The sequence below is a fragment of the Neisseria sp. HMSC068C04 genome, assembly GCF_001810105.1.
GTDB lineage: Bacteria > Pseudomonadota > Gammaproteobacteria > Burkholderiales > Neisseriaceae > Neisseria > Neisseria flavescens_B.
On record NZ_KV799956.1, the window covers coordinates 94,995 to 115,714 of the forward strand.

15 protein-coding genes are annotated in these 20,720 nt (G+C 48.6%); 10 read left to right on the forward strand and 5 right to left on the reverse strand.

Annotated features, from left to right (window positions below):
• Nucleotides 1-160 precede the first annotated feature (160 nt).
• The gene (locus HMPREF2700_RS06470; RefSeq protein WP_141745827.1) at nucleotides 161-1,555 is read left to right on the forward strand and encodes a DEAD/DEAH box helicase; all 1,395 of its coding nucleotides are present in this window, start codon (nucleotides 161-163) and stop codon (nucleotides 1,553-1,555) included.
• Between the two features lie 183 nt (nucleotides 1,556-1,738).
• Here the strand turns inward: HMPREF2700_RS06470 and acnB are convergent, their stop codons facing one another.
• Nucleotides 1,739-4,324, reverse strand: coding sequence for a bifunctional aconitate hydratase 2/2-methylisocitrate dehydratase (gene acnB / locus HMPREF2700_RS06475; RefSeq protein WP_070591054.1), 2,586 nt, complete (start codon nucleotides 4,322-4,324; stop codon nucleotides 1,739-1,741).
• 200 nt (nucleotides 4,325-4,524) lie between these two features.
• The gene (locus HMPREF2700_RS06480) at nucleotides 4,525-5,562 is read right to left on the reverse strand and encodes a sensor histidine kinase (RefSeq protein ID WP_049331614.1); all 1,038 of its coding nucleotides are present in this window, start codon (nucleotides 5,560-5,562) and stop codon (nucleotides 4,525-4,527) included.
• A gap of 94 nt (nucleotides 5,563-5,656) precedes the next feature.
• Between HMPREF2700_RS06480 and argH the strand changes: the two genes are divergently transcribed.
• Complete coding sequence (gene argH, locus HMPREF2700_RS06485; RefSeq protein ID WP_070591056.1) at nucleotides 5,657-7,036, forward strand: argininosuccinate lyase; 1,380 nt, start codon at nucleotides 5,657-5,659, stop codon at nucleotides 7,034-7,036.
• A 168-nt stretch (nucleotides 7,037-7,204) separates the two neighbouring features.
• Nucleotides 7,205-7,729, forward strand: coding sequence for a hypothetical protein (locus HMPREF2700_RS06490; protein WP_070591057.1), 525 nt, complete (start codon nucleotides 7,205-7,207; stop codon nucleotides 7,727-7,729).
• 50 nt (nucleotides 7,730-7,779) lie between these two features.
• Here the strand turns inward: HMPREF2700_RS06490 and fumC are convergent, their stop codons facing one another.
• On the reverse strand, nucleotides 7,780-9,168 hold the full coding sequence (gene fumC, locus HMPREF2700_RS06495; RefSeq protein ID WP_070591059.1) for a class II fumarate hydratase: 1,389 nt from the start codon (nucleotides 9,166-9,168) through the stop codon (nucleotides 7,780-7,782).
• Between the two features lie 324 nt (nucleotides 9,169-9,492).
• Between fumC and HMPREF2700_RS06500 the strand changes: the two genes are divergently transcribed.
• From HMPREF2700_RS06500 to HMPREF2700_RS06525, 6 genes are all read left to right on the forward strand, one after another.
• Nucleotides 9,493-11,412: a TonB-dependent receptor gene (locus HMPREF2700_RS06500; RefSeq protein WP_070591060.1), complete on the forward strand. Its 1,920-nt coding sequence runs from the start codon at nucleotides 9,493-9,495 to the stop codon at nucleotides 11,410-11,412.
• 57 nt (nucleotides 11,413-11,469) lie between these two features.
• Complete coding sequence (locus HMPREF2700_RS06505) at nucleotides 11,470-12,447, forward strand: ABC transporter substrate-binding protein (protein WP_003675852.1); 978 nt, start codon at nucleotides 11,470-11,472, stop codon at nucleotides 12,445-12,447.
• Between the two features lie 457 nt (nucleotides 12,448-12,904).
• Nucleotides 12,905-14,086: a hypothetical protein gene (locus HMPREF2700_RS06510; protein ID WP_070591062.1), complete on the forward strand. Its 1,182-nt coding sequence runs from the start codon at nucleotides 12,905-12,907 to the stop codon at nucleotides 14,084-14,086.
• Between the two features lie 220 nt (nucleotides 14,087-14,306).
• Nucleotides 14,307-15,104 carry an ABC transporter permease gene (locus HMPREF2700_RS06515; RefSeq protein ID WP_070591063.1) on the forward strand — a complete coding sequence of 266 codons (798 nt, stop codon included), beginning with the start codon at nucleotides 14,307-14,309 and terminating at the stop codon, nucleotides 15,102-15,104.
• Nucleotides 15,104-15,796 carry an ATP-binding cassette domain-containing protein gene (locus HMPREF2700_RS06520; protein WP_188209287.1) on the forward strand — a complete coding sequence of 231 codons (693 nt, stop codon included), beginning with the start codon at nucleotides 15,104-15,106 and terminating at the stop codon, nucleotides 15,794-15,796. The genes HMPREF2700_RS06515 and HMPREF2700_RS06520 overlap by 1 nt, the downstream gene beginning before the upstream one ends.
• A 376-nt stretch (nucleotides 15,797-16,172) precedes the next feature.
• Nucleotides 16,173-16,787, forward strand: a complete 615-nt coding sequence (locus tag HMPREF2700_RS06525; protein WP_070591080.1) for a CadD family cadmium resistance transporter — start codon at nucleotides 16,173-16,175, stop codon at nucleotides 16,785-16,787.
• 365 nt (nucleotides 16,788-17,152) lie between these two features.
• Here the strand turns inward: HMPREF2700_RS06525 and yecR are convergent, their stop codons facing one another.
• Entirely contained in the window at nucleotides 17,153-17,467 is a 315-nt protein-coding gene (gene yecR / locus HMPREF2700_RS11425) for a YecR family lipoprotein (RefSeq protein ID WP_083303965.1), read from the reverse strand.
• Nucleotides 17,468-17,624: 157 nt separating this feature from the next.
• Here yecR and HMPREF2700_RS06530 point away from each other — a divergent pair, with 157 nt between their 5' ends.
• The gene (locus HMPREF2700_RS06530; protein WP_141745830.1) at nucleotides 17,625-18,698 is read left to right on the forward strand and encodes an NnrS family protein; all 1,074 of its coding nucleotides are present in this window, start codon (nucleotides 17,625-17,627) and stop codon (nucleotides 18,696-18,698) included.
• Between the two features lie 238 nt (nucleotides 18,699-18,936).
• Here the strand turns inward: HMPREF2700_RS06530 and pgi are convergent, their stop codons facing one another.
• Nucleotides 18,937-20,580, reverse strand: a complete 1,644-nt coding sequence (gene pgi / locus HMPREF2700_RS06535; protein WP_070591066.1) for a glucose-6-phosphate isomerase — start codon at nucleotides 20,578-20,580, stop codon at nucleotides 18,937-18,939.
• Nucleotides 20,581-20,720: the final 140 nt, after the last annotated feature.

The following is a 20,720-nucleotide window of genomic DNA, read 5'->3' on the forward strand; positions in this document are numbered from 1 at the left end:
AGTCCCTCTTTTTATGGCATAATGGACTACTTGACGGATTGTTCCGCCCCCCATTTTTTTTCAAACCGCAGAATCAAAATCATACTGCGGTTTATCCATTTCAGAATCAGATTTTTCAGACGGCCTATCATTCAAAAAGCCGTCTGAACAGAAAGCCACCATCATGAATCCTTTCTCTTCACTCGGTTTAGGCAGCGAATTAGTCTCTGCCCTGACCGATCAGGGTTATGAAAACCCGACGCCTATTCAAGCTGCAGCAATTCCCAAAGCCTTGGCGGGACACGACCTTTTGGCCGCAGCACAAACCGGCACAGGTAAAACCGCCGCCTTTATGCTGCCCAGCCTCGAACGCCTGAAACGCTACGCCACATCCAGCACCTCCCCTGCCATGCACCCTGTCCGTATGTTGGTATTGACCCCAACCCGCGAACTGGCCGATCAAATTGACCAAAATGTGCAGGCATACATTAAAAATCTTCCTTTGCGCCATACCGTCCTCTTCGGCGGCGTCAATATGGACAAACAAACTGCCGACTTGCGCGCCGGTTGTGAAATCGTTGTTGCCACAGTTGGCCGACTGCTCGACCACGTCAAGCAAAAAAACATCAATTTAAACAAAGTCGAAATCGTCGTACTCGACGAAGCCGACCGTATGCTTGATATGGGTTTCATCGACGATATCCGCAAAATCATGCAGATGTTGCCCAAACAGCGACAAACCCTGCTTTTCTCCGCCACTTTCTCACCGCCTATCCGCAAGCTTGCGCAAGATTTTATGCACACGCCCGAAATGGTTGAAGTGGCTGCGCAAAACACCACCAACGCCAATGTCGAGCAACACATCATTGCCGTTGATGCACTCAAAAAACGCAACCTGCTCGAACGTCTGATTGTTGATTTGCATATGAATCAAGTCATTGTATTCTGCAAAACCAAACAAAGCGTTGATCAAGTTACCCGCGACCTCGTCCGCCGCAACATTGCCGCGCAATCCATCCACGGCGACAAATCCCAACAAAGCCGACTGGAAACCCTCAACGCCTTTAAAGAAGGTACATTACGCGTTTTGGTTGCCACTGACGTTGCCGCACGCGGCCTGGATATTGCCGAGTTGCCTTTCGTCATCAACTACGAGCTGCCAACCCAACCTGAAGACTACGTCCACCGCATCGGACGTACCGGCCGGGCCGGTGCCGACGGCGTTGCCATTTCCTTGATGGATAAAACCGAACAGAAAATGTTTGAAGCCATTAAAGAGCTGACCGGCAGCGATTTGAATGTGGAACGCATCGAAGGTTTTGAGCCGCATTGGTGGGGTAACGACAATCAAGATGAAGCCGAAGCGCAACCAGTTCAGCACAACGACAGCCGCTCTCGCCGCGATGATAGAAACAAACGCAGCGAATACGCGAATAAATCAGACAAAAACTCGAAAAAAGCAGAAGAGAAAAACGATCCGGGTATTGTCTGCGGTAAAATTGCCGGCAGAACACGCCGCAGCCGTCACGAGCGTCAACCTTGTGCCCTACTCCAACCTGGTTTTGGCGTAAAGTAAACAACGCTGATTAATCGGTTTTCTGATTATTTATCCTAAACAAAGGCCGTCTGAAACTTATCTTTCAGACGGCCTTTTATTAAACTAAAAATAAAAAGGACATGATGAACACGTCCTTTACTTTTCCGTTTCAGACGGCCTTTGTTACTTAAGGCCGTCTGAAAATCGGTTTACCTTGCTATATTAAACATTCACTTTCTCGGCTACTTCGTTGTAGCTGTCGATTTCGTTGAAGTTCATGTAACGGTAGATTTGGTCGCCCTGCTCGTTGATGATACCGATATTGGCTTGGTATTCTTCAACAGTCGGGATTTTACCCAGTTTGGAGCAAATCGCCGCCAACTCAGCCGAGCCGAGGTAAACAAAGGTGTTTTTACCCAAGCGGTTCGGGAAGTTACGGGTGGAAGTGGACATTACAGTTGCGCCTTCGTGTACTTGCGCTTGGTTACCCATACACAATGAGCAACCCGGCATTTCCATACGCGCGCCTGCACGGCCGAGTACACCGTAGTGACCTTCGTCAGACAACTCTTTTGCATCCATTTTGGTCGGCGGTGCCATCCACAGACGTACCGGGATGTCGCTCTTGCCTTCCAAGAGTTTGGAGGCGGCGCGGAAGTGGCCGATGTTGGTCATACAAGAACCGATGAACACTTCGTCGATTTTGGTGCCGGAGCGTTCAGACATGAAGCACACGTCGTCAGGGTCGTTCGGGCAAGCAATAATCGGCTCTTTAATGTCGTCCATGTTGATTTCAATCACGGCGGCGTATTCGGCATCTTTATCCGCTTCGAGCAATTCAGGATTTGCCAACCATGCTTCCATGGCTTTGATACGGCGTTCCAAAGTGCGTGAATCTTGATAGCCGTCGGCAATCATGTTTTTCATCAACACAATATTGGATTTCATGTACTCGATAATCGGCTCTTTGTTGAGCTTCACGGTACAGCCAGCAGCAGAGCGTTCGGCAGACGCGTCAGTCAATTCAAAGGCTTGTTCCACTTTCAAATCAGGCAGGCCTTCGATTTCGAGGATGCGGCCGGAGAAGATGTTTTTCTTACCGGCTTTGGCAACAGTCAGCAAACCTTGTTTAATCGCGTACAACGGAATTGCATTTACCAAGTCACGCAGGGTGACGCCCGGTTGCAGTTTGCCACTGAAGCGTACCAATACAGACTCAGGCATATCAAGCGGCATTACGCCCGTGGCTGCTGCGAAAGCAACCAAGCCGGAGCCGGCAGGGAAAGAAATACCGATAGGGAAACGGGTATGGCTGTCGCCGCCGGTACCGACTGTATCAGGCAACAGCAGACGGTTGAGCCATGAGTGAATCACGCCGTCGCCCGGACGCAGGGATACACCGCCACGGGTCGAGATGAAGGCAGGCAATTCTTTATGGGTTCTGACATCAACAGGTTTCGGATAAGCGGCAGTGTGACAGAAAGACTGCATTACCATATCTGCTGAGAAGCCCAAGCAAGCCAAGTCTTTCAATTCATCGCGAGTCATCGGACCGGTAGTATCTTGCGAGCCGACCGTCGTCATGCGAGGTTCGCAGTAAGTACCCGGACGCACGCCTTTGCCTTCCGGCAGACCGCAAGCACGGCCAACCATTTTTTGAGCCAAGGTGAAACCGGCTTTGCTTTCGGCAGGCGCTTGAGGCAGACGGAATTCGGTAGAAGCAGGCAGTTTCAGTGCTTCGCGTGCTTTGGCAGTCAGGCCGCGACCGATAATCAGGTTGATACGGCCGCCGGCTTGCACTTCGTCCAGTAATACTTGAGATTTCAAGCTGAACTCGGCAACGGTTTCGCCGTTTTTCACGATTTTGCCTTCATAAGGCAGGATATCGACGACATCGCCCATTTTCAGAGCAGATACATCGACTTCAATCGGCAATGCGCCGGAATCTTCTTGAGTATTGAAGAAAATAGGAGCAATTTTGCCACCCAGGCATACGCCGCCGAAACGTTTGTTCGGTACGAACGGAATATCTTCACCTGTATGCCAAATGACGGAGTTGGTAGCAGATTTACGTGAAGAACCGGTACCGACCACGTCGCCAACGTAAGCAACCGGATGGCCTTTGGCTTTGAGTTCTTCCAACAATTTAATCGGACCGACTTCACCCGGTTTGTCAGGATTGATGCCGTCGCGCGGGTTTTTCAACATCGCCAGCGCGTGCAGAGGGATATCAGGACGACTCCATGCGTCAGGTGCAGGAGAGAGGTCGTCTGTATTGGTTTCACCGTCGACTTTGAAGACGGTAACAGTGATTTTTTCTGGAACTTTGGCGCGAGAAGTGAACCATTCGGCATCAGCCCAAGATTGCAATACTTCTTGCGCGTATTTGTTGCCTTTTTCGGCTTTTTCTTGAACATCGTGGAAAGAGTCAAACATCAACAGAGTGTGTTTCAGACCATTTGCAGCGATAGGCGCAAGTTTGTCGTTGTCCAAGAGTTCGATGAGTGCATGAATGTTGTAACCGCCAAGCATGGTACCCAACAGCTCGGTAGCATACTCAGGGGAAATCAGCGGACTGGATGCGCTGCCTTCCGCAACGGCTGCCAAAAATGAGGCTTTAACTTTGGCGGCATCGTCCACACCGGGCGGTACGCGTTGAGCCAACAGCTCAACCAAGAACTCACCTTCACCGGCAGGTGGATTTTTCAGCAGCTCAACCAAATCAGCAGTCTGCTGAGCAGTCAGAGGAAGGGGGGGGATACCAAGGGTGGCGCGCTCGGCGGCGGCTTTACGATAGGCTTCTAACATCTCTTTGTTCCTTTTTCTGTTTTTTCTTCTGGGCAATTGCAAATGATTTGCAATTAAAGATTGTAAACAATCCTTTTAAGCATCATAGACCAGTTTTCAAAAAATGGGAACAGTTATGTTACTGAATGTAATAAATTTAAACTATTTTATTTAATGTGTTAATAGTCTAACCTATCTAAAGCCGCCCTCTTCTATGCGTTTTAGCCAAACAGACGGGAAACTTCGGCTGATTTTTTACGGTACGGCAATATGATTTCAACGCGGAACAGGCCGTCTGATTGGATGTTTCTGATTTTCGCGTCGGTGTCATACATCAAAGTCAGGCGCTCTTTCAGATTGCGCAGAGCCATAGAATTGCCTTTATGCGGCTTGGTATTTTCGTTAGGTTCTGTTCCGCATGGGTTTTCGATACTGATGAAAATAGATGATTTTTCCAATTTTGTTAATACCGTAATTATCCCTGGACGGTGGATAGATTCGACACCATGGAATACGGCATTTTCCAAAAGCGGCTGTAGCAGCAGATGCGGCGTTTCTGCATCGTCGGGGGCATGGTGTTGCCACATAACCTGTACACGCATATGTCCCATACGGATTTGCTCGATGGCAATATATTCCTGCGCCCACTCGATTTCCTGACCTAAGGTACTGTTTTGACTACCGTCGCGCAGTTGTGCGCGGAACAGGTTGGCCAAATTTTCCAACAAAGTTTCCGCATCATACGGACGCAGACGGATTAGGCTGATAGCGGCATTCAGGCTGTTAAACAAGAAATGCGGACGGATGCGCGCCGTCAACGCGCTCAATCTGGCTTCGGAAATGGAAGGCGCGAGGCTGTTGCGACGGGCAGCTTCGATGTACATGAAACTGAAACAAAAAAAGGTCAGCAAGAAGAAGTGTTGGATCAACGGCCAAATCTCCGTCTTCAAAATCACTAAATCGACAAACAAGAAAATCAGCAGGTTGGAGACGTAGGAAACCACAACGCTGTACTGCGAGCGAAGCAAGGACGGCGCAAATGCCTGTAAGAAATAGACCTTAAGTAAAATTAAGAGAATGACGGGGCAAGCCCATGAAAAATGTTGGAAAATCTGTTCCGGATAAGGCACACCCGATACCGTCATCAACGGGAAGATAAACAAACTGATTAACAAAACAATGAGCAGGCGCACCAGAGTTGCAGAATTGCGCAAATCCGGCACTGCGAAATTCTGGTTTATTTGACGTATAATAGACATGATTTCAACCGTTTTCTTTCATAATGTATAGACGGGTCTGCTATATCGAAGACGTAGACCCTGTTTTTTTTATTTATATTTTAAGGATGCTGATATGAGCAAGGACAAAACCTGGTCAGGCCGTTTTAACGAACCTGTTTCCGAGCTGGTCAAAAAATATACCGGCTCGATTGATTTTGACAAACGACTGGCAGAATGGGACATCCAAGGCTCGCTGGCACACGCGCAAATGCTGACACAGTCGGGCGTTTTGAGCGAAGACGACCTCTCCGCCATCCGTCAGGGCATGGCCGAGATTATAGCAGAAATCAAAGAAGGAACGATTTCCTGGTCGCTGGATTTGGAAGATGTCCACATGAACATCGAACGCCGCCTCACCGACAAAATCGGCGATGCCGGCAAACGCCTGCACACCGGCCGCAGCCGTAACGACCAAGTCGCTACCGACATCCGCCTGTGGCTGCGCGATCAAATTACCGTTATTCAAAGCCTGATTCAAAACCTTCAGACGGCCTTGGTTGATTTGGCGGAACAAAACGCCGAAACCGTTATGCCCGGCTTTACCCATCTGCAAGTTGCCCAGCCGGTCAGCTTCGGGCATCATATGCTCGCCTACGTTGAAATGCTCGGCCGCGATTTCGAGCGCATGGCCGACTGCCGCAAACGCGTCAACCGTATGCCGCTCGGCGCCGCAGCCCTTGCCGGTACCACCTACCCGATTCAACGCGAAATTACCGCCGAATTGTTGGGCTTTGAACAAATCTGCCAAAACTCGCTCGATGCCGTGTCTGACCGCGATTTTGCTATTGAGTTCACAGCTGCCGCTTCTCTGATTATGGTTCACCTGAGCCGTCTTTCCGAAGAATTGATTTTGTGGATGAGCCCGCGTTTCGGCTTTATCGATATTGCCGACCGTTTCTGCACCGGCTCGTCCATCATGCCGCAAAAGAAAAATCCCGACGTACCCGAACTCGTGCGCGGTAAATCCGGTCGCGTGATTGGTCACCTGATCGGCCTGGTTACCCTGATGAAATCGCAGCCTTTGGCATACAACAAAGACAATCAGGAAGACAAAGAGCCATTGTTTGACACTGCCGACACGCTTATCGACACCCTGCGCATTTACGCCGACATGATGCACGGCGTGACCGTCAAACCCGACAATATGCGCGCCGCCGTGATGCAGGGTTTTGCAACGGCTACCGACTTGGCGGATTACTTGGTGAAAAAAGGCATGCCTTTCCGCGACAGCCACGAAGTCGTTGCCCAAGCCGTGCGCCATGCCGATGAAGCAGGCGTTGATTTGAGCGAATTGCCTCTCGAAGTCTTACAAGGTTTCAGCGGTTTGATAACCGACGACGTTTACACCGTGCTGACACCCGAAGGCAGCTTAAACGCGCGCAACCACTTGGGCGGCACCGCGCCTGAACAAGTCCGTTTCCAAGTGAAACGCTGGCGTGAATTGTTGGCTTAAACCCGTCTAAACACACAATAAAAGGCCGTCTGAAAATTTTCAGACGGCCTTTTGATTGCCCGTGTTACACTCAACCTCACAATAAAAACAGATAAAACCTAAACTTACCTTCAAACGAGAAAATACGCCTCCTGACTTTGCCGCCGTCTTCAAACAAAAGGAGCAAGGATGAAAAACTTTGTCTTTAAATTGGCTATGATCTGCCTATTCAGCGGATGCTATGCCGTATTTGTCGCCTGGGAAAATGGTGGATTCAGCCAGCTCCATGATTTTCAAGCAATAGAGAACAACGGCATGAGCGCATACCTTCATCAAACCTCCCCCATAGCCATGCAGGCTGAAAAAAACGAGCTGTCGATTTTGCAAAACAACCAAAACAGCTTGGCCTCTTGTGTCGGCATTGAATCTTTATGCGAACAAGCCAAGCCGGGCATCTGGGTTGAGCATGCCAAATTCTTACAACACAAAGACACGGGCAAATTATTGGTACTTTCGTTGGACTATTTGGAAAACAATGACACCGCAAAAACCCTACACAACCGCTATACTGCATCGCTCCTACCCCAAGCAGACAGAACGGAGGCGTGGCATTATGCCTGGCGTACATTTCTAAGGTCAGTGACTTTCCTACTGCTCTTCAATTTACTGTCAATGATTTTTGCCCTATTTGAAAAAAAGACAACCGCAGCATAAAAACATGCCGTCTGAAAACATTTTCAGACGGCATGTTTCATTATCAAAGCTTAACGCGGATGAACCATATCGGCAGGAACGACCAATTCATCAAACTCTTCGCCTGTCAGCAAGCCCAATTCGATGGCGGTTTCGCGCAACGATTTGTCGTTTTTATAGGCGGTTTTGGCGACTTTGGCGGCGTTTTCATAGCCGATTTTACGGTTTAACGCAGTAACCAACATCAGGGAATGGTGCAGGAAATAGTCGATTTTTTCCGGTACGGGTTCGATGCCGACGGCGCAATGTTCATTGAAGCTGTTGCACGCGTCGCCCAATAGTCGGATGGATTGCAAGAGGTTGTAGGCGATAACGGGCATATAGACATTCAGCTCGAAATTGCCCGACGCGCCCGCCATGCCGATGGCGACGTCGTTGCCGAACACTTGGCAGCACACCATGGTCATCGCTTCGCATTGGGTAGGGTTGACTTTACCCGGCATGATGGACGAACCCGGCTCGTTTTCGGGGATTTTGATTTCGCCCAAACCGCAGCGCGGACCGCTTGCCAGCCAGCGGATGTCGTTGGCGATTTTGTTCAGGCTTGCCGCCAGCGTTTTCAATGCACCCGAAGCGGCAATGGCGGCATCGCGTCCGCCCAAGGCTTCAAATTTGTTCGGCGCGCTGACAAACGGCAGACCGGACAATTCGGCGAGTTTGGCAGCAGCTTTTTCGGCGTATTCGGGATGACTGTTCAAACCCGTGCCGACCGCCGTGCCTCCCAAAGCGAGTTCGTATAAACCTTTGAGCGCGTCGTTCAGACGGCCTAAGCCGTGATCAAGCTGGGAAACGTAACCGGAAAACTCTTGTCCCAAAGTCAGTGGCGTCGCGTCTTGCAAGTGGGTGCGGCCGATTTTGACGATGGGGGCGAAAGCTTGGGCTTTTTTGTCCAATGTATCGCGCAAGGCTTTTACCGCCGGAATAAGGTGGCGGTTGATTTCAATCGCGGCGGCGACGTGGATGGCGGTTGGGAACGCGTCATTGGTCGATTGCGCGTGGTTCACATGGTCGTTGGGATGGACGGGCTGATACGCTGCCAAGCCCATACCGGCAATTTCGTTGGCGCGGTTCGCCAGTACTTCGTTCATGTTCATATTGGACTGCGTGCCGGAACCGGTCTGCCAAACCACTAAGGGGAACTGCCCGTCGAGCTTGCCGCTCAACACATCATCCGCCGCCTGCGTAATCAAATCCGCCTGCTCCGGCTTAATCCTGCCGAGGGAAACATTGGTCGCGGCGGCGGCTTTTTTCACCAATGCCAAAGCATAAATCAGCGGCTGCGGCAGGGTTTCGCCGCCGATTTTGAAATTGTTGCGGCTGCGCTGGGTCTGCGCGCCCCAATAGGCTTCGGATGGGACTTCGACATTGCCCATGGTGTCGTGTTCGGTACGGGTACTCATGCGTTTCTCCTATATTTAAATAGAAATAATAATGATTCGTAAAATTTATTATAACCAGCAATAGGCCGTCTGAAAAGAGAGAGTTTTTTTCAGACGGCCTATCTGCTTTATGAACGGAAAACACAAACGCAAAATAAAACCCAAATACAAACCTCGCTAACACTCTCCTCTTCTAAAAGTTTTTAGCCCGTATCGGCTTGTGTTCAAGGCTAAAGCTTTCCTTACCGACAATAAAGTTTTGTCGGCTTCAGACACTTTATCGTTTCTTTACTTTGCCTCTCTCTAAGAGCATAATAAATAAAAACGATTATCAGGATATAAATCATGAAACAAAACCATTTGATTTGCTTGTTAATGAGCAGCTTTGCCGCTACAAACGGCTTTGCCGAAACCTTGGCAGACCCTGATGAAATCCAGCCTGTCAAAACCTTCTCCCCTCCCAAACTGATTGCACCGACCGCCGCACAAGGCTATTTCCCTGAAAACCAATTCGACCGCACCGACCGCAGCGATCATTACTTTGTTACCGAAAACATAGACCAAGCCTTCCGTCCGCTGAAAGCGAACAGCGGCTTTTACGGCAAAAGCTTTTACAACTCCATTACCGCGCAAGCGCGCGGGGCAAAAGTGTACGGCGTGGCCAACCTCAATCACACCAAGGCCAACGGCTATAAAGACGGCGACAGCAATCAAACCGATTGGAAATACAGCCGTTTTAATCAAGCTTTGGTACTCGGTTTCGTGCCGTCTGAAAACCAGGAATACCGCCTCACCTACCTACACGACGACATCAACAACGACCGCCAGCCGCAGTTCGTCAACGACGCATTGGATACCGAACGCCACATCGCCAAACTCAACGCGCGTTGGGGCAATGCCGATTTGAGCAATACGGTCAGCACAGAAGCAGGCGTCATCAAACTCAAACGCCATGCCGACAATTACTCCCTGCGCCCAAACAACACGCCGCAGCAAGTATTCGTAGAGCTTGACCGCAAAGTGTACGACTTCTCGCTCAAACACGATGCGGACTTCGGCAAATTCCACAACACCGCCGCCGTCAGTTACCGCAACGACAGCCAAAACGGCGAACGCAACGCCCACACCGCCATGCGCGACTTCCTCAACGGCTACCGTTTCGCCGATGTACACCTCGACCGCTGGCGCATTGCCGATACCCTGTCTTACAAGTTTGACGACCAACACAAACTGGGCTTGGGTTTGAGCTACGAAATCAACGAAGCGGACGTTCGCAAAAATACAGCGCAACCCGCCCACCCGATGAACCGCAATCTCGCCTTTGCCTCATCACAACAAATCTGGAAAACCCATTACGGCTACGACTTCGACGGCAAAGTGCGCCGTCATGCCTTCTCAGGCGAACTCAAATACGATTTCACGCCGTCTGAAACGCAAAAATACAGCGTCTCCCTTGCTCACTTAGAACGAATCGGCGACAACACCGAACGCTTCAACTCGCTTGCCGCCATCGTGCAAAACCGCATGAACGGCACGCTGATGAACCAAAACCCAGCCGCCGCCATCGCAGGCAATCCCCTGCTGAAAACCGAAAAACACAACCTCATCAAGCTCACCGCCGACAGCCGCAACGACTACTACAACGGCTACATAAACTCGTTGGCAGGCGCTGGTTGGAACGTAGGCGGCACGCTTGTGGCAGACAAAGTCAAAGACCTGATTATTTTTGACCGCGCACACGGACAAAGCGGCACGGCTTCCAAAGGCGGCGGCATCATCACACGCAACGTGGACGCGCGATTGTTTACCGCGCAGGCCTACGCGCGTTACAACTTCAATCCGCATTGGGCGGCAGGCATCAAAGCCACCTACAACTACGGACACAACGAAACCGACGGCAGGCCGCTCTATCAAATCCGCCCGTTTGAAGCCGCCGTCCAAGCCGACTACAAAAACTACTTTGCCCACGGCAGCTACAACATCGGCGCCGCAACACGCTTTGTCGCCAAACAAACGCGCGGCGATTTTGACGCAGCAAGCGGTCTGGGCATAGATAAACGCGAAGCCGCCAAAGGCTTTACCGTTGCCGATGTGTATGCAGGCGTAAACATCAAAGACAAATACGGCTTGCGCTTGGGCGTGAACAACGTGTTCAACAAAAAATACGCCGAACACATCAGCGGCGACCACGTCCTCGCCCTATCCCCCAGCGTAGTATATGCACCGGGCAGGACATATTGGCTGAGTTTGCACGCGGCGTTTTAAAATCAGGCCGTCTGAAAGAATGCCTGCATTGGCTTATTAAGAATTAGGAGATAAAAAATGGATATGAAAAGACGTGATTTCTTAAAAATGACCGCCGCGCTGGCAGCCGCAGGCGTTTCGCCTTCATTGTTAGCAGCCGGTAAAGAACAATTTACCGTGTACGGCGCACCGGCAATGCCTAGCGTAACCATTGCCGTAGCGGCGTTGCAAGGCAAGCTGGCGAAGCAGGCGGATGTGTCGCTGAAAATCTGGCGCTCGCCCGACCAACTGCGCGCGGGCGTGGCGAGCGGACAATTTAAAGTGATGATGAGTCCGAGCAATGTCGGCGTAAACCTGCGTAACCAAGGGCAGAAAGTCGGCATGGTCAATATTTTGACCAACGGCATCACGCAGCTGATGTGCAAAGGCAGCGCGATTACCTCGCCGCAGGATTTGGTCGGCAAAAAAATCCTCGTGCCGTTTAAAAACGATATGCCCGACATCGTGCTGCAAGCCTTGTTGAAAAAACTGAAAATCGACGCACACAAAGTCGGCATCACCTACACCGCCACGCCGCCAGAAGCAGTCGGACTGTTTTTGAGCAAAGACTACCACGCCGCCATCCTGCCCGAACCGATGGCAACAGCCAGTCTACTTAAAGGCAAAACCATGGGCGTAAACGTCGTGCGCGGCTTTGATTTGGTGAAGGCATGGGGGCAGGCGTTTGATACCAAACCGCTGATTCCGATGGCAGGCATCATCGCCAACGAAGAATATTTCCACGCGCACAAGGCGCAGTTCGACATCTTCCATCAGGATTTGAAAAACGCGCTCAACTGGATACTGGCCAACCGCCAAAGCGCGGCGAAAATCGGCAAAAACTACCTCCCCGCCCCCGAACCCGCCCTAGTCATGGGCTTGGACGGCGCGCGGCTGACGGTAACCAAAGGCAGCGAAGTGAAGAACGAGATTTTAAAGTTTTACGAAATCCTGATGCAGTTCAACCCGAAACTCTTGGGCGGCAAGCTGCCGGATAACGGGTTCTTCTTGGCTTAAAAGAGGATAGAGGCCGTCTGAAAATATCGGAGTAGCCATGAAATCTGACTTGTCATTTTCAGACGGCCTATAAGGACATTATCAGCAGCGTAAATCGGATTCTTGAATCCGACATTTCGGCTAAATGGGGGGCTGTCGGATACAAGTATCCGACCTACTTTTTTCAGACGGCCTATCAGATAATAGTTCGAACAGAACACAAAGAGCCGTCGTTCCCGCGCAGGCGGGAATCCAGTCTCTGATATTGCAGGAATGTTTTAAAATTGCAGCAACGTTAAACCTCTGGATTCCCGCCTGCGCGGGAATGACAGCAGGTGGTAACCGTAGGTTGTCAAACCCAACAAAACCGTCGGATTGCCTGAAACATTGGGTTATGAGCCAACCTACGCTTGCTAACTGGGTATGTGGGTTATTCGGGGATTAATTTGAAATATAGCGAATTTTAAAGGTAGGGTGTATGAGTATTTTCAGATACGAAAAAGATATGCAAGAATGGCTAGAGAATGCATTAAAAGAAAATTATGGTGAATTTTATTCTTTAATAAATAATGCAGAATTATTTGAAAATATGTATAAAAATTATCATAAAAACATAGCTCTCAATTCATTTTGTAACTCATTATCATCTTTACATGAAACGGAAATGATAAGTGCTAATAAAAATATATCATATAAAAAAGGAGAGTCACTTAAACCAGATTTTGTATTATATTCATATACAACAGAAAGTTTAGTCCTTATTGAATTAAAAAACTCTTCAAATGCAACTAGAGAAGCAGGAACTGAATTGGGAGCATATAATTATGAATTATATAGTTCTTTTCCTAATATGCCTAAATTAGATATTGTTTATGTCATCATTTCTAATGAATATCCTAATTTATTGTTACATCATATTAGAAATATGATATTTATTCAGAATTTAAATGTATTATGTTTAAAACCTGTTAAGTTAGAGGGTAAAATAGGATTGGAAATAATAGATTTTAATTTAATTGATGAGTTAGATGAAGGCCTTATAAAAAATAACAAAAATAAAATTCCAGCTTCATTGTTGCAGTCTTTCCAGATTTGTATTTATGATGATGAATTGCAAAAAGGGAGCAATGATTTTAGCAGATTAGATAAATATATTAATTTATTTGAAACAGCCTTAAATAATATGGCTAATATGGGGAATAAATTAAATAGTAATGGTTTTGCTATCCTATGGAAAGACAGGTATGCAAGCTTAGCTCCGTATTCTATTTCGGTAGTATATATGCCTTCCTACGAACAAATGCGATTTACTGATGAGAACCATATTGGAATATATGAAAAATTAAAGGAAACTTTAGATGAGTTTCCTGTCGTTTTTGGAAATAGCATCAAGGCTATTGCGAATGAAGTAAAAAAGATAATGTGCTTTGATGACAGTTGTTCTATATCATATGAGGGGTTTATGGATTTTAGAACATGGATAAATCTGCATCCATTTAGGTGCAATTATTTGTCATTTGTATCTTGGGGGAGTTTATTCCGAGATTATCATATGCAAATATTACATGAAATTTCTACTGAAAATGAGAATTGGCTAAATGAAAGAAATGCTTATATAGCTTGTGAATTTATTGATTTTTGTATAGATACTAAAAAATAATATATGGAATAAATTGGAAAAATTTCAAGCAGCCGTAGGTTGGCTTAGCCGCAGGAGTAACCCGACAAAATGTTAAAACTCCAAACCAAGGTCGTCTGAAAAACAATATTTGGGAACACCAAACCGTTTTGTTGGTTTACGGTGTTCCATCTAACCCAATCAACCATTTTTCAGACGACTTATCATCCCCAAACCATCCCCATCAACCAACACCTAAACCATGATTAAAACCGACAAAATCCGCAAACCACAGCCTGCGCTGTTTTACATCATCGACTACCTTTGGAGCGGCTTTGCCGGTCTGAGCATGGCGATGGTGGTGGTGGCATTGTGGGCGTGGGGAAGCGCCGTGTTCGGCGAGTTTATGCTGCCTGCGCCGGTGGAGGTGTTTCAAAAGTCGTTTGATTTATTGAAACATTTTCAGGAAAACGAAATCGGGATTTCGCTGTGGCGGTCGGTGGTGGGGATTTCGGTTGCGCTGGCGGCAGGACTGGCAGCGGGGCTGGTGGCGGGCAGTTTTAAGACGGCGATGGCGTTGCTCAAGCCTGTGATTACGGTTTTGTTGGCGATGCCGCCGATTATTTGGGTGGTGATGGCGTTGTTTTGGTTTGGTTTCGGCAATCCGAGCGTGTTGTTTACCATCATTGTGTTGGTTGCGCCGCTGACGTTTGCGAGTGCGGCGGTCGGGATGGCGAGCGTGAACAAGCAGCATGAGGAGTTGTTTGACGCTTATAAATTAGGCCGTCTGAAAAAAATCCGTTATCTGTATATCCCGCATCTGACGGGCTATGTGATTTCCAGCATCGGCGTGGCGGTGGCGATGGGGGTGAAAGTGGTGATTATGGCGGAACTCTTGGGCGCGAGCGAAGGCGTGGGCGCGCGGATTGCGGATGCGAGGGCGATGCTGGAGACTTCGACGGTGATGGCTTATGTGGTGCTGGTCATCGTGTTTGTATCGCTGTTTGAATACTTGATTACCAAGCCTTTGGAAATTTTGTTTATGCCGTGGAGGAGATAATGCTCTGTCTTGAAAACGTGCGTTTTGAAATTCTCCGCGACCCCATCGTGCGCGATTTCAGTTTGAACTTGCAACATGGCGAAGTGAAAGCCTTGTTCGGGCCGAGCGGCTGCGGTAAGACGACGGTTTTGCGGCTGATTGCGGGCTTGGAAACGCCAAAATCAGGCACAATACGCAATACTTTCCGCAAAACGGGTTTTCTGTTTCAGGAAAACCGCCTGCCGGAAAACCTGACCGCGATGCAGAATATTGCGATTTTTATGGACAAACCCGATGAGGACGAAATCATCGCGCTGGCGGCGAAAGTCGGGCTGACTGCGGGCGATTTGAACAAATATCCGACCGAGTTGTCCGGCGGTATGGCGAAACGGGTGGCGTTTTTGCGCCTGCTGCTATGCGGCTGCGACCTTGCCTTGCTGGACGAGCCGTTTGTCGGTTTGGATCGCGATTTGCGCGATATTTTGGTTGCCATGCTGGTGGAAAAAATCGAGCGGCAGGGCATGGCGTGTATGCTGGTAACGCACGACCGCTTCGAAGCTGCGCGCCTGAGCCATGAAATCATGCTGCTTTCCACTAAGGGTATGAACGTGCAAAACGTGATTGCACTGCTCACGCCGTTGTCCGAACGCGATTCGGCTTTTGAAGAAGCTGTGGTGGCAAGGGAGTTTCAGGGGATTCATTATTATGAGTGATGAGGGGATTTGAGTATCTGACGAACCTTGCGGTTCGTTGCCCTCTCCCTAACCCTCTCCCACGGGGAGAGGGGATTAGGTTGCTGAAAATCAGAGAGTGCAGGATTTGGATTTTAGTTGTTTTTCGTTTATTATCAGGGATCAGGTTGCTGAAAATCAGAGCGTGCAGGATTGGGAATCAGATGTCAGGTAAACCTGAAAATGTTAGGGTTTGGCAGCCCGATTCCCTCTCCCCGTGGGAGAGGGCTAGGGAGAGGGTAAGCAAGCCGCAGGCTTGCCTCTTTAGCGAAAGATACGAATCTGTTATCCGAACGCGATTCGGTTTTTGAAAAAGCCGTGGTGCCAAGGGGGCAGAGGATTCATTATGAGGTGCTTTATGTTTTCGACTGTGATTACTGCTACTGTTTTATATATTGCTACAGCAGTAGATTTGTTGGTAATACTATTAATATTTTTTGCTAGAGCAAATACTAGAAAAGAATATCGAGATATTTATATCGGACAATATTTAGGTTCTGTAATTTTAATATTAGTTAGTTTATTTCTAGCTTTTGTTTTGCATTATGTTCCGGAAAAATGGGTGTTGGGTTTATTAGGTTTAATACCGATTTACTTAGGTATTAAAGTTGCTATTTACGACGATTGTGAGGGCGAAAAAAGAGCTAAAAAAGAATTGGATGAAAAAGGGTTGTCAAAATTAGTCGGTATTGTTGCTTTGGTTACAGTTGCTAGTTGTGGTGCAGATAATATTGGACTTTTTGTTCCTTACTTTGTGACTTTAGATCTTGTCGACTTATTAGTTACTCTTCTTGTATTTTTAATATTGATTTTTGTTTTAGTATATACAGCACAAAGATTGGCTAATATTTCAGGTGTTGGTGAAATTGTAGAGAAGTTTAGTCGTTGGATAATGGCTGTTATTTATATTGGTTTAGGATTATTTATTATTATTGAAAATAATACAATTCAAACAATAATATCAATAATATGAATGATACGGGCATTTGAGTATCTGACAAACCTTGCGGTTCGTTGCCCTCTCCCACGGGGAGAGGGAATCAGGTTGCTGAAAATCAGAGCGTGCAGGATTGAAAATCAGATGGCAGGTAAACCTGAAAATGTTCGGGTTTGGCAGCCTAATTCCTCTCCCGCAGGGAGAGGCAATCAGGTTGCTGAAAATTAGAGAACGTAGGATTGAAAATCAGATGGTAGGCAAACCTGAGAATGATCGCGTTTGGCAGCCCGATTCCCTATTATGAGTGATACGGGAAAAGAATCGTCCGAAGAATCATGTGATTTTCGGACGATAAGAAGTTTTCTATCTTTATTTAATAGTGTAAATGTGATTTATCGGCTTCAATTGCCCTGACATTGATAGTTTATAGATACCGAATGGTGAACACAGCCTAGTGTTGGGTCAAATTGTAGACATTGTCTTCTTGCACCACTAAATTTTTCAGCAGAAGAATAACCCCATGACTGACATCGTTGCAGCGCAGTTTGTGTTGCTTTTGCTTCATCAATTACGGGTTGTTGAAACATGGTATATTCGTAACTTAAAGTAACTATACCATCAGCCTTGCTTCCTCCTGTTGGCTGAGGAGTAATATTTACAGGTGAGACACAAGCAGTAACGCCGAGTAAAACAAAAGTATAAATAATAAACTTCATCAATATTCTCCGTTATGTAAATAAGGTAAATGATAACATAAAAAAACTCACCAAAGTTACACATATTCTAAAATCTTTTAACTTTTCCTTTCTGTAAGGTGCATTGCAATAGAGTTCAACATTAATGGATAAGTGGCAAACCTTTTTCACCCACCCCATGCGGCCGTTTTTTGTCGGCGCGGCGATGCTTGCCATACTCGGCGCGTTGGTGTTTTTCATCAGCCCCAGCGCCATCGTCCTGCACCGCAAAATCTTCTTAGAACTCATGCTGCCTGCGGCATACGGCGGTTTCCTGACTGCCGCCATGCTCGAATGGACGGGGTATAAAGGTCGTCTGAAACCCGTTGCCACCGTCTTGGCAGCGCTGTTGCTCGCCGCAACCGTCCTGCTGCCGTTTGCGCCGCAAACCGCTTCGTTTTTCGTCGCCGCCTATTGGCTGGTGTTGCTGCTGTTCTGCGCCTGGCTGATTTGGCTCGACCGAAACACTGACAACTTTGCCCTGCTGATGCTGCTTACCGCGTTTACCGTTTTTCAGACGGCCTATGCCGTCAGCGGCGATTTAAACCTGTTGCGCGCGCAAGTGCATTTGAACATGGCGGCGGTCATGTTCGTATCCGTGCGCGTCAGCGTCCTTCTAGGCGCGGAAGCCCTCAAAGAATGCCGTCTGAAAGACCCCGTATTCATCCCCAACGTCGTCTATAAAAACATCGCCATCACCTTCCTACTCCTGCACGCCGCCGCCGAACTTTGGCTGCCCGCGCAAACCGCCGGTTTTACCGCGCTCGCCGTCGGCTTCATCCTCCTTGCCAAGCTGCGTGAACTTCACCATCACGAACTCCTGCGCAAACACTACGTCCGCACTTATTACCTGCTCCAGCTCTTTGCCGCGGCAGGCTATCTGTGGACAGGTGCGGCGAAACTGCAAAATCTGCCCTCCTCCGCGCCCCTGCACTTGATTACCCTCGGCGGCATGATGGGCGGCGTGATGATGGTGTGGCTGACTGCCGGACTGTGGCACAGTGGCTTTACCAAGCTCGACTACCCCAAACTCTGCCGCATCGCCGTCCCCCTACTCTTTATGGCCGCCATCTCGCGCGCTTTCTTGATGAACGTGAACCCGATATTTTTCATTACCGTTCCTGCGCTTCTGACCGCCGCGGTATTCGTACTGTATCTTTTCACATTTGTACCGATATTTCGGGAAAATGCGTTTACGGATGATCCGGAATAAAACAAAAGGCCGAGACCTTTGCAATAACATAGGTTACTAAAATTTTATGCTCAATCTCATTTTCAAAATGCAAAACCTTTCTGATTTTTCCTACTTTTTGCTCAATATTAGGAGGGTTTTAGTCAATTGAAAATTTTTTGGCGCATTTTTATGCGTCAAATTTCGTTAACAGACTATTTTTGCAAAGGTCTCAGGCCGTCTGAAAATTTCAGACGGCCTTTTGTTTTAAATAAATGCTTTATTTGTTGGCGTTCAAATAAAGATTAATCAGACGTGTAGTGGAACTGTCGTGTTTTTGCACTTCGGTCTCGCCGGTCAACTCGGCAAGAATGGTTTTAGCCAGTTGTTTGCCGAGCTCTACGCCCCATTGGTCAAAGCTGTTGATGCCCCAAATAATGCCTTGAACGAAAGTTTTGTGTTCGTACATGGCAATCAGGCTGCCCATATTGCGCGGGTTGATTTTGTCCATGAGGATGAGGTTGGTCGGACGGTTGCCGGAGAAGGTTTTGTGCGGAACCAGCTCTTCGATACGCGCTTCATCCATGCCTTGTGCTTGAAGCTCGGCGCGTACTTCATCAGGCGTTTTGCCGCGCATAAAGGCTTCGGCTTGGGCAAAAACGTTCGCCAACAGGATTTCGTGGTGGCCGCGCAGGTTGCTGCGTTTTTCAAGGGAGGCAATCAGGTCAATCGGCGTGATGTGCGTGCCTTGGTGCAGCAGTTGGAAGAAGGCGTGCTGGCCGTTGATACCGGTTTCGCCCCAAATAATCGGCGAAGTTTCGTAACCGACAGCTTTGCCGTCAAGGGTCACTTGTTTGCCGTTGCTCTCCATATCGAGCTGCTGGATAAATTTGGGCAGACGGTGGAGATGTTGGTCGTAAGGCGCGATAACGTGGCTGCCGCCGCCGTAGTAGTTGATGTACCAGATGCCGATAAGGGCAAGGATGACGGGGAGGTTACGCTCCAGCGGCGTATTGATGAAGTGTTGGTCCATCAAGTGCGCGCCGTTGAGCATTTCGATGAAGTTTTCTTCGCCGAGGTACAGCATAATCGGCAGGCCGATGGCCGACCATAGGCTGTAACGTCCGCCGACCCAGTCCCAGAATTCAAACATATTGGCGGTATCGATACCGAATTCGGCGACGGCTTTTTGGTTGGTCGATACGGCAACGAAGTGTTTGGCTACGGCGCTTTCATCGCCTGCATGATCCAAGAACCATTTACGCGCGGTCAGGGCGTTGGTCAGGGTCTCTTGGGTGGTAAAAGTTTTGGAAGCAATGATGAACAGCGTGGTTTCAGGGTGGACTTTAGACAATACGTCGCGCAGTTGGGAGCCGTCCACGTTAGAGACGAAGTGCATATTCAGGCGCGGATGACCGAAAGGCTTGAGCGCGGTACACATCATCAGAGGGCCGAGGTCGGAGCCGCCGATACCGATATTAACAACGTCGGTAATCACTTGATTGGTATAGCCCAACCAGCTGCCGCTGCGGACTTCGTGTGCGAACTCGCCCATGCGTTGCAGGACATGGTTGACCTTAGGCATCACATCCTCGCCATCCACGACGATGGGGGCATTGGTGCGGTTGCGTAGGGCAATGTGGAGTACGGCGCGGTTTTCTGTTGTATTAATTTTTTCGCCGTGGAACATTTGCTGCATCCGTTCCGGCACGCCTGCTTCACGCGCCAACTCGAACAAAAGCGACATGGTTTCGTCGTTGATACGGTTTTTAGAATAATCCAAAGTCAGGCCGCCAACCTGCAGCCAGTAGCGCTCGGCACGTTCGGGATCTTGCTCGAACATTTCGCGCATATGTTGTTCTTTGGTTTCGTCAAAATGTATCCATAATTTTGACCAAGATGGTAAATCGTGAAGGTGTTTCATCGGATGCTCTCCTGGATAGTGGACAGTTTTGTTGAGAAAACGGCCGTGAGGTCGTCTGAAACGGGAACGGGGGGTTTCCGTTTTTTGAGGTTTCAGACGGCCTTGATGTGGGTTGGGGCCGTCTGAAGATATCAGTGAAG

Coding starts and splice junctions, on each gene's coding strand:
- acnB (WP_070591054.1), bottom strand. CDS start 4,324: ATGTTAGAAGCCTATCGTAAAGCCGCCGCCGAGCGCGCCACCCTTGGT.
- HMPREF2700_RS06480 (WP_049331614.1), bottom strand. CDS start 5,562: ATGTCTATTATACGTCAAATAAACCAGAATTTCGCAGTGCCGGATTTG.
- argH (WP_070591056.1), top strand. CDS start 5,657: ATGAGCAAGGACAAAACCTGGTCAGGCCGTTTTAACGAACCTGTTTCC.
- HMPREF2700_RS06490 (WP_070591057.1), top strand. CDS start 7,205: ATGAAAAACTTTGTCTTTAAATTGGCTATGATCTGCCTATTCAGCGGA.
- fumC (WP_070591059.1), bottom strand. CDS start 9,168: ATGAGTACCCGTACCGAACACGACACCATGGGCAATGTCGAAGTCCCA.
- HMPREF2700_RS06500 (WP_070591060.1), top strand. CDS start 9,493: ATGAAACAAAACCATTTGATTTGCTTGTTAATGAGCAGCTTTGCCGCT.
- HMPREF2700_RS06505 (WP_003675852.1), top strand. CDS start 11,470: ATGGATATGAAAAGACGTGATTTCTTAAAAATGACCGCCGCGCTGGCA.
- HMPREF2700_RS06510 (WP_070591062.1), top strand. CDS start 12,905: ATGAGTATTTTCAGATACGAAAAAGATATGCAAGAATGGCTAGAGAAT.
- HMPREF2700_RS06515 (WP_070591063.1), top strand. CDS start 14,307: ATGATTAAAACCGACAAAATCCGCAAACCACAGCCTGCGCTGTTTTAC.
- HMPREF2700_RS06520 (WP_188209287.1), top strand. CDS start 15,104: ATGCTCTGTCTTGAAAACGTGCGTTTTGAAATTCTCCGCGACCCCATC.
- HMPREF2700_RS06525 (WP_070591080.1), top strand. CDS start 16,173: ATGTTTTCGACTGTGATTACTGCTACTGTTTTATATATTGCTACAGCA.
- yecR (WP_083303965.1), bottom strand. CDS start 17,467: ATGAAGTTTATTATTTATACTTTTGTTTTACTCGGCGTTACTGCTTGT.
- HMPREF2700_RS06530 (WP_141745830.1), top strand. CDS start 17,625: ATGCGGCCGTTTTTTGTCGGCGCGGCGATGCTTGCCATACTCGGCGCG.
- pgi (WP_070591066.1), bottom strand. CDS start 20,580: ATGAAACACCTTCACGATTTACCATCTTGGTCAAAATTATGGATACAT.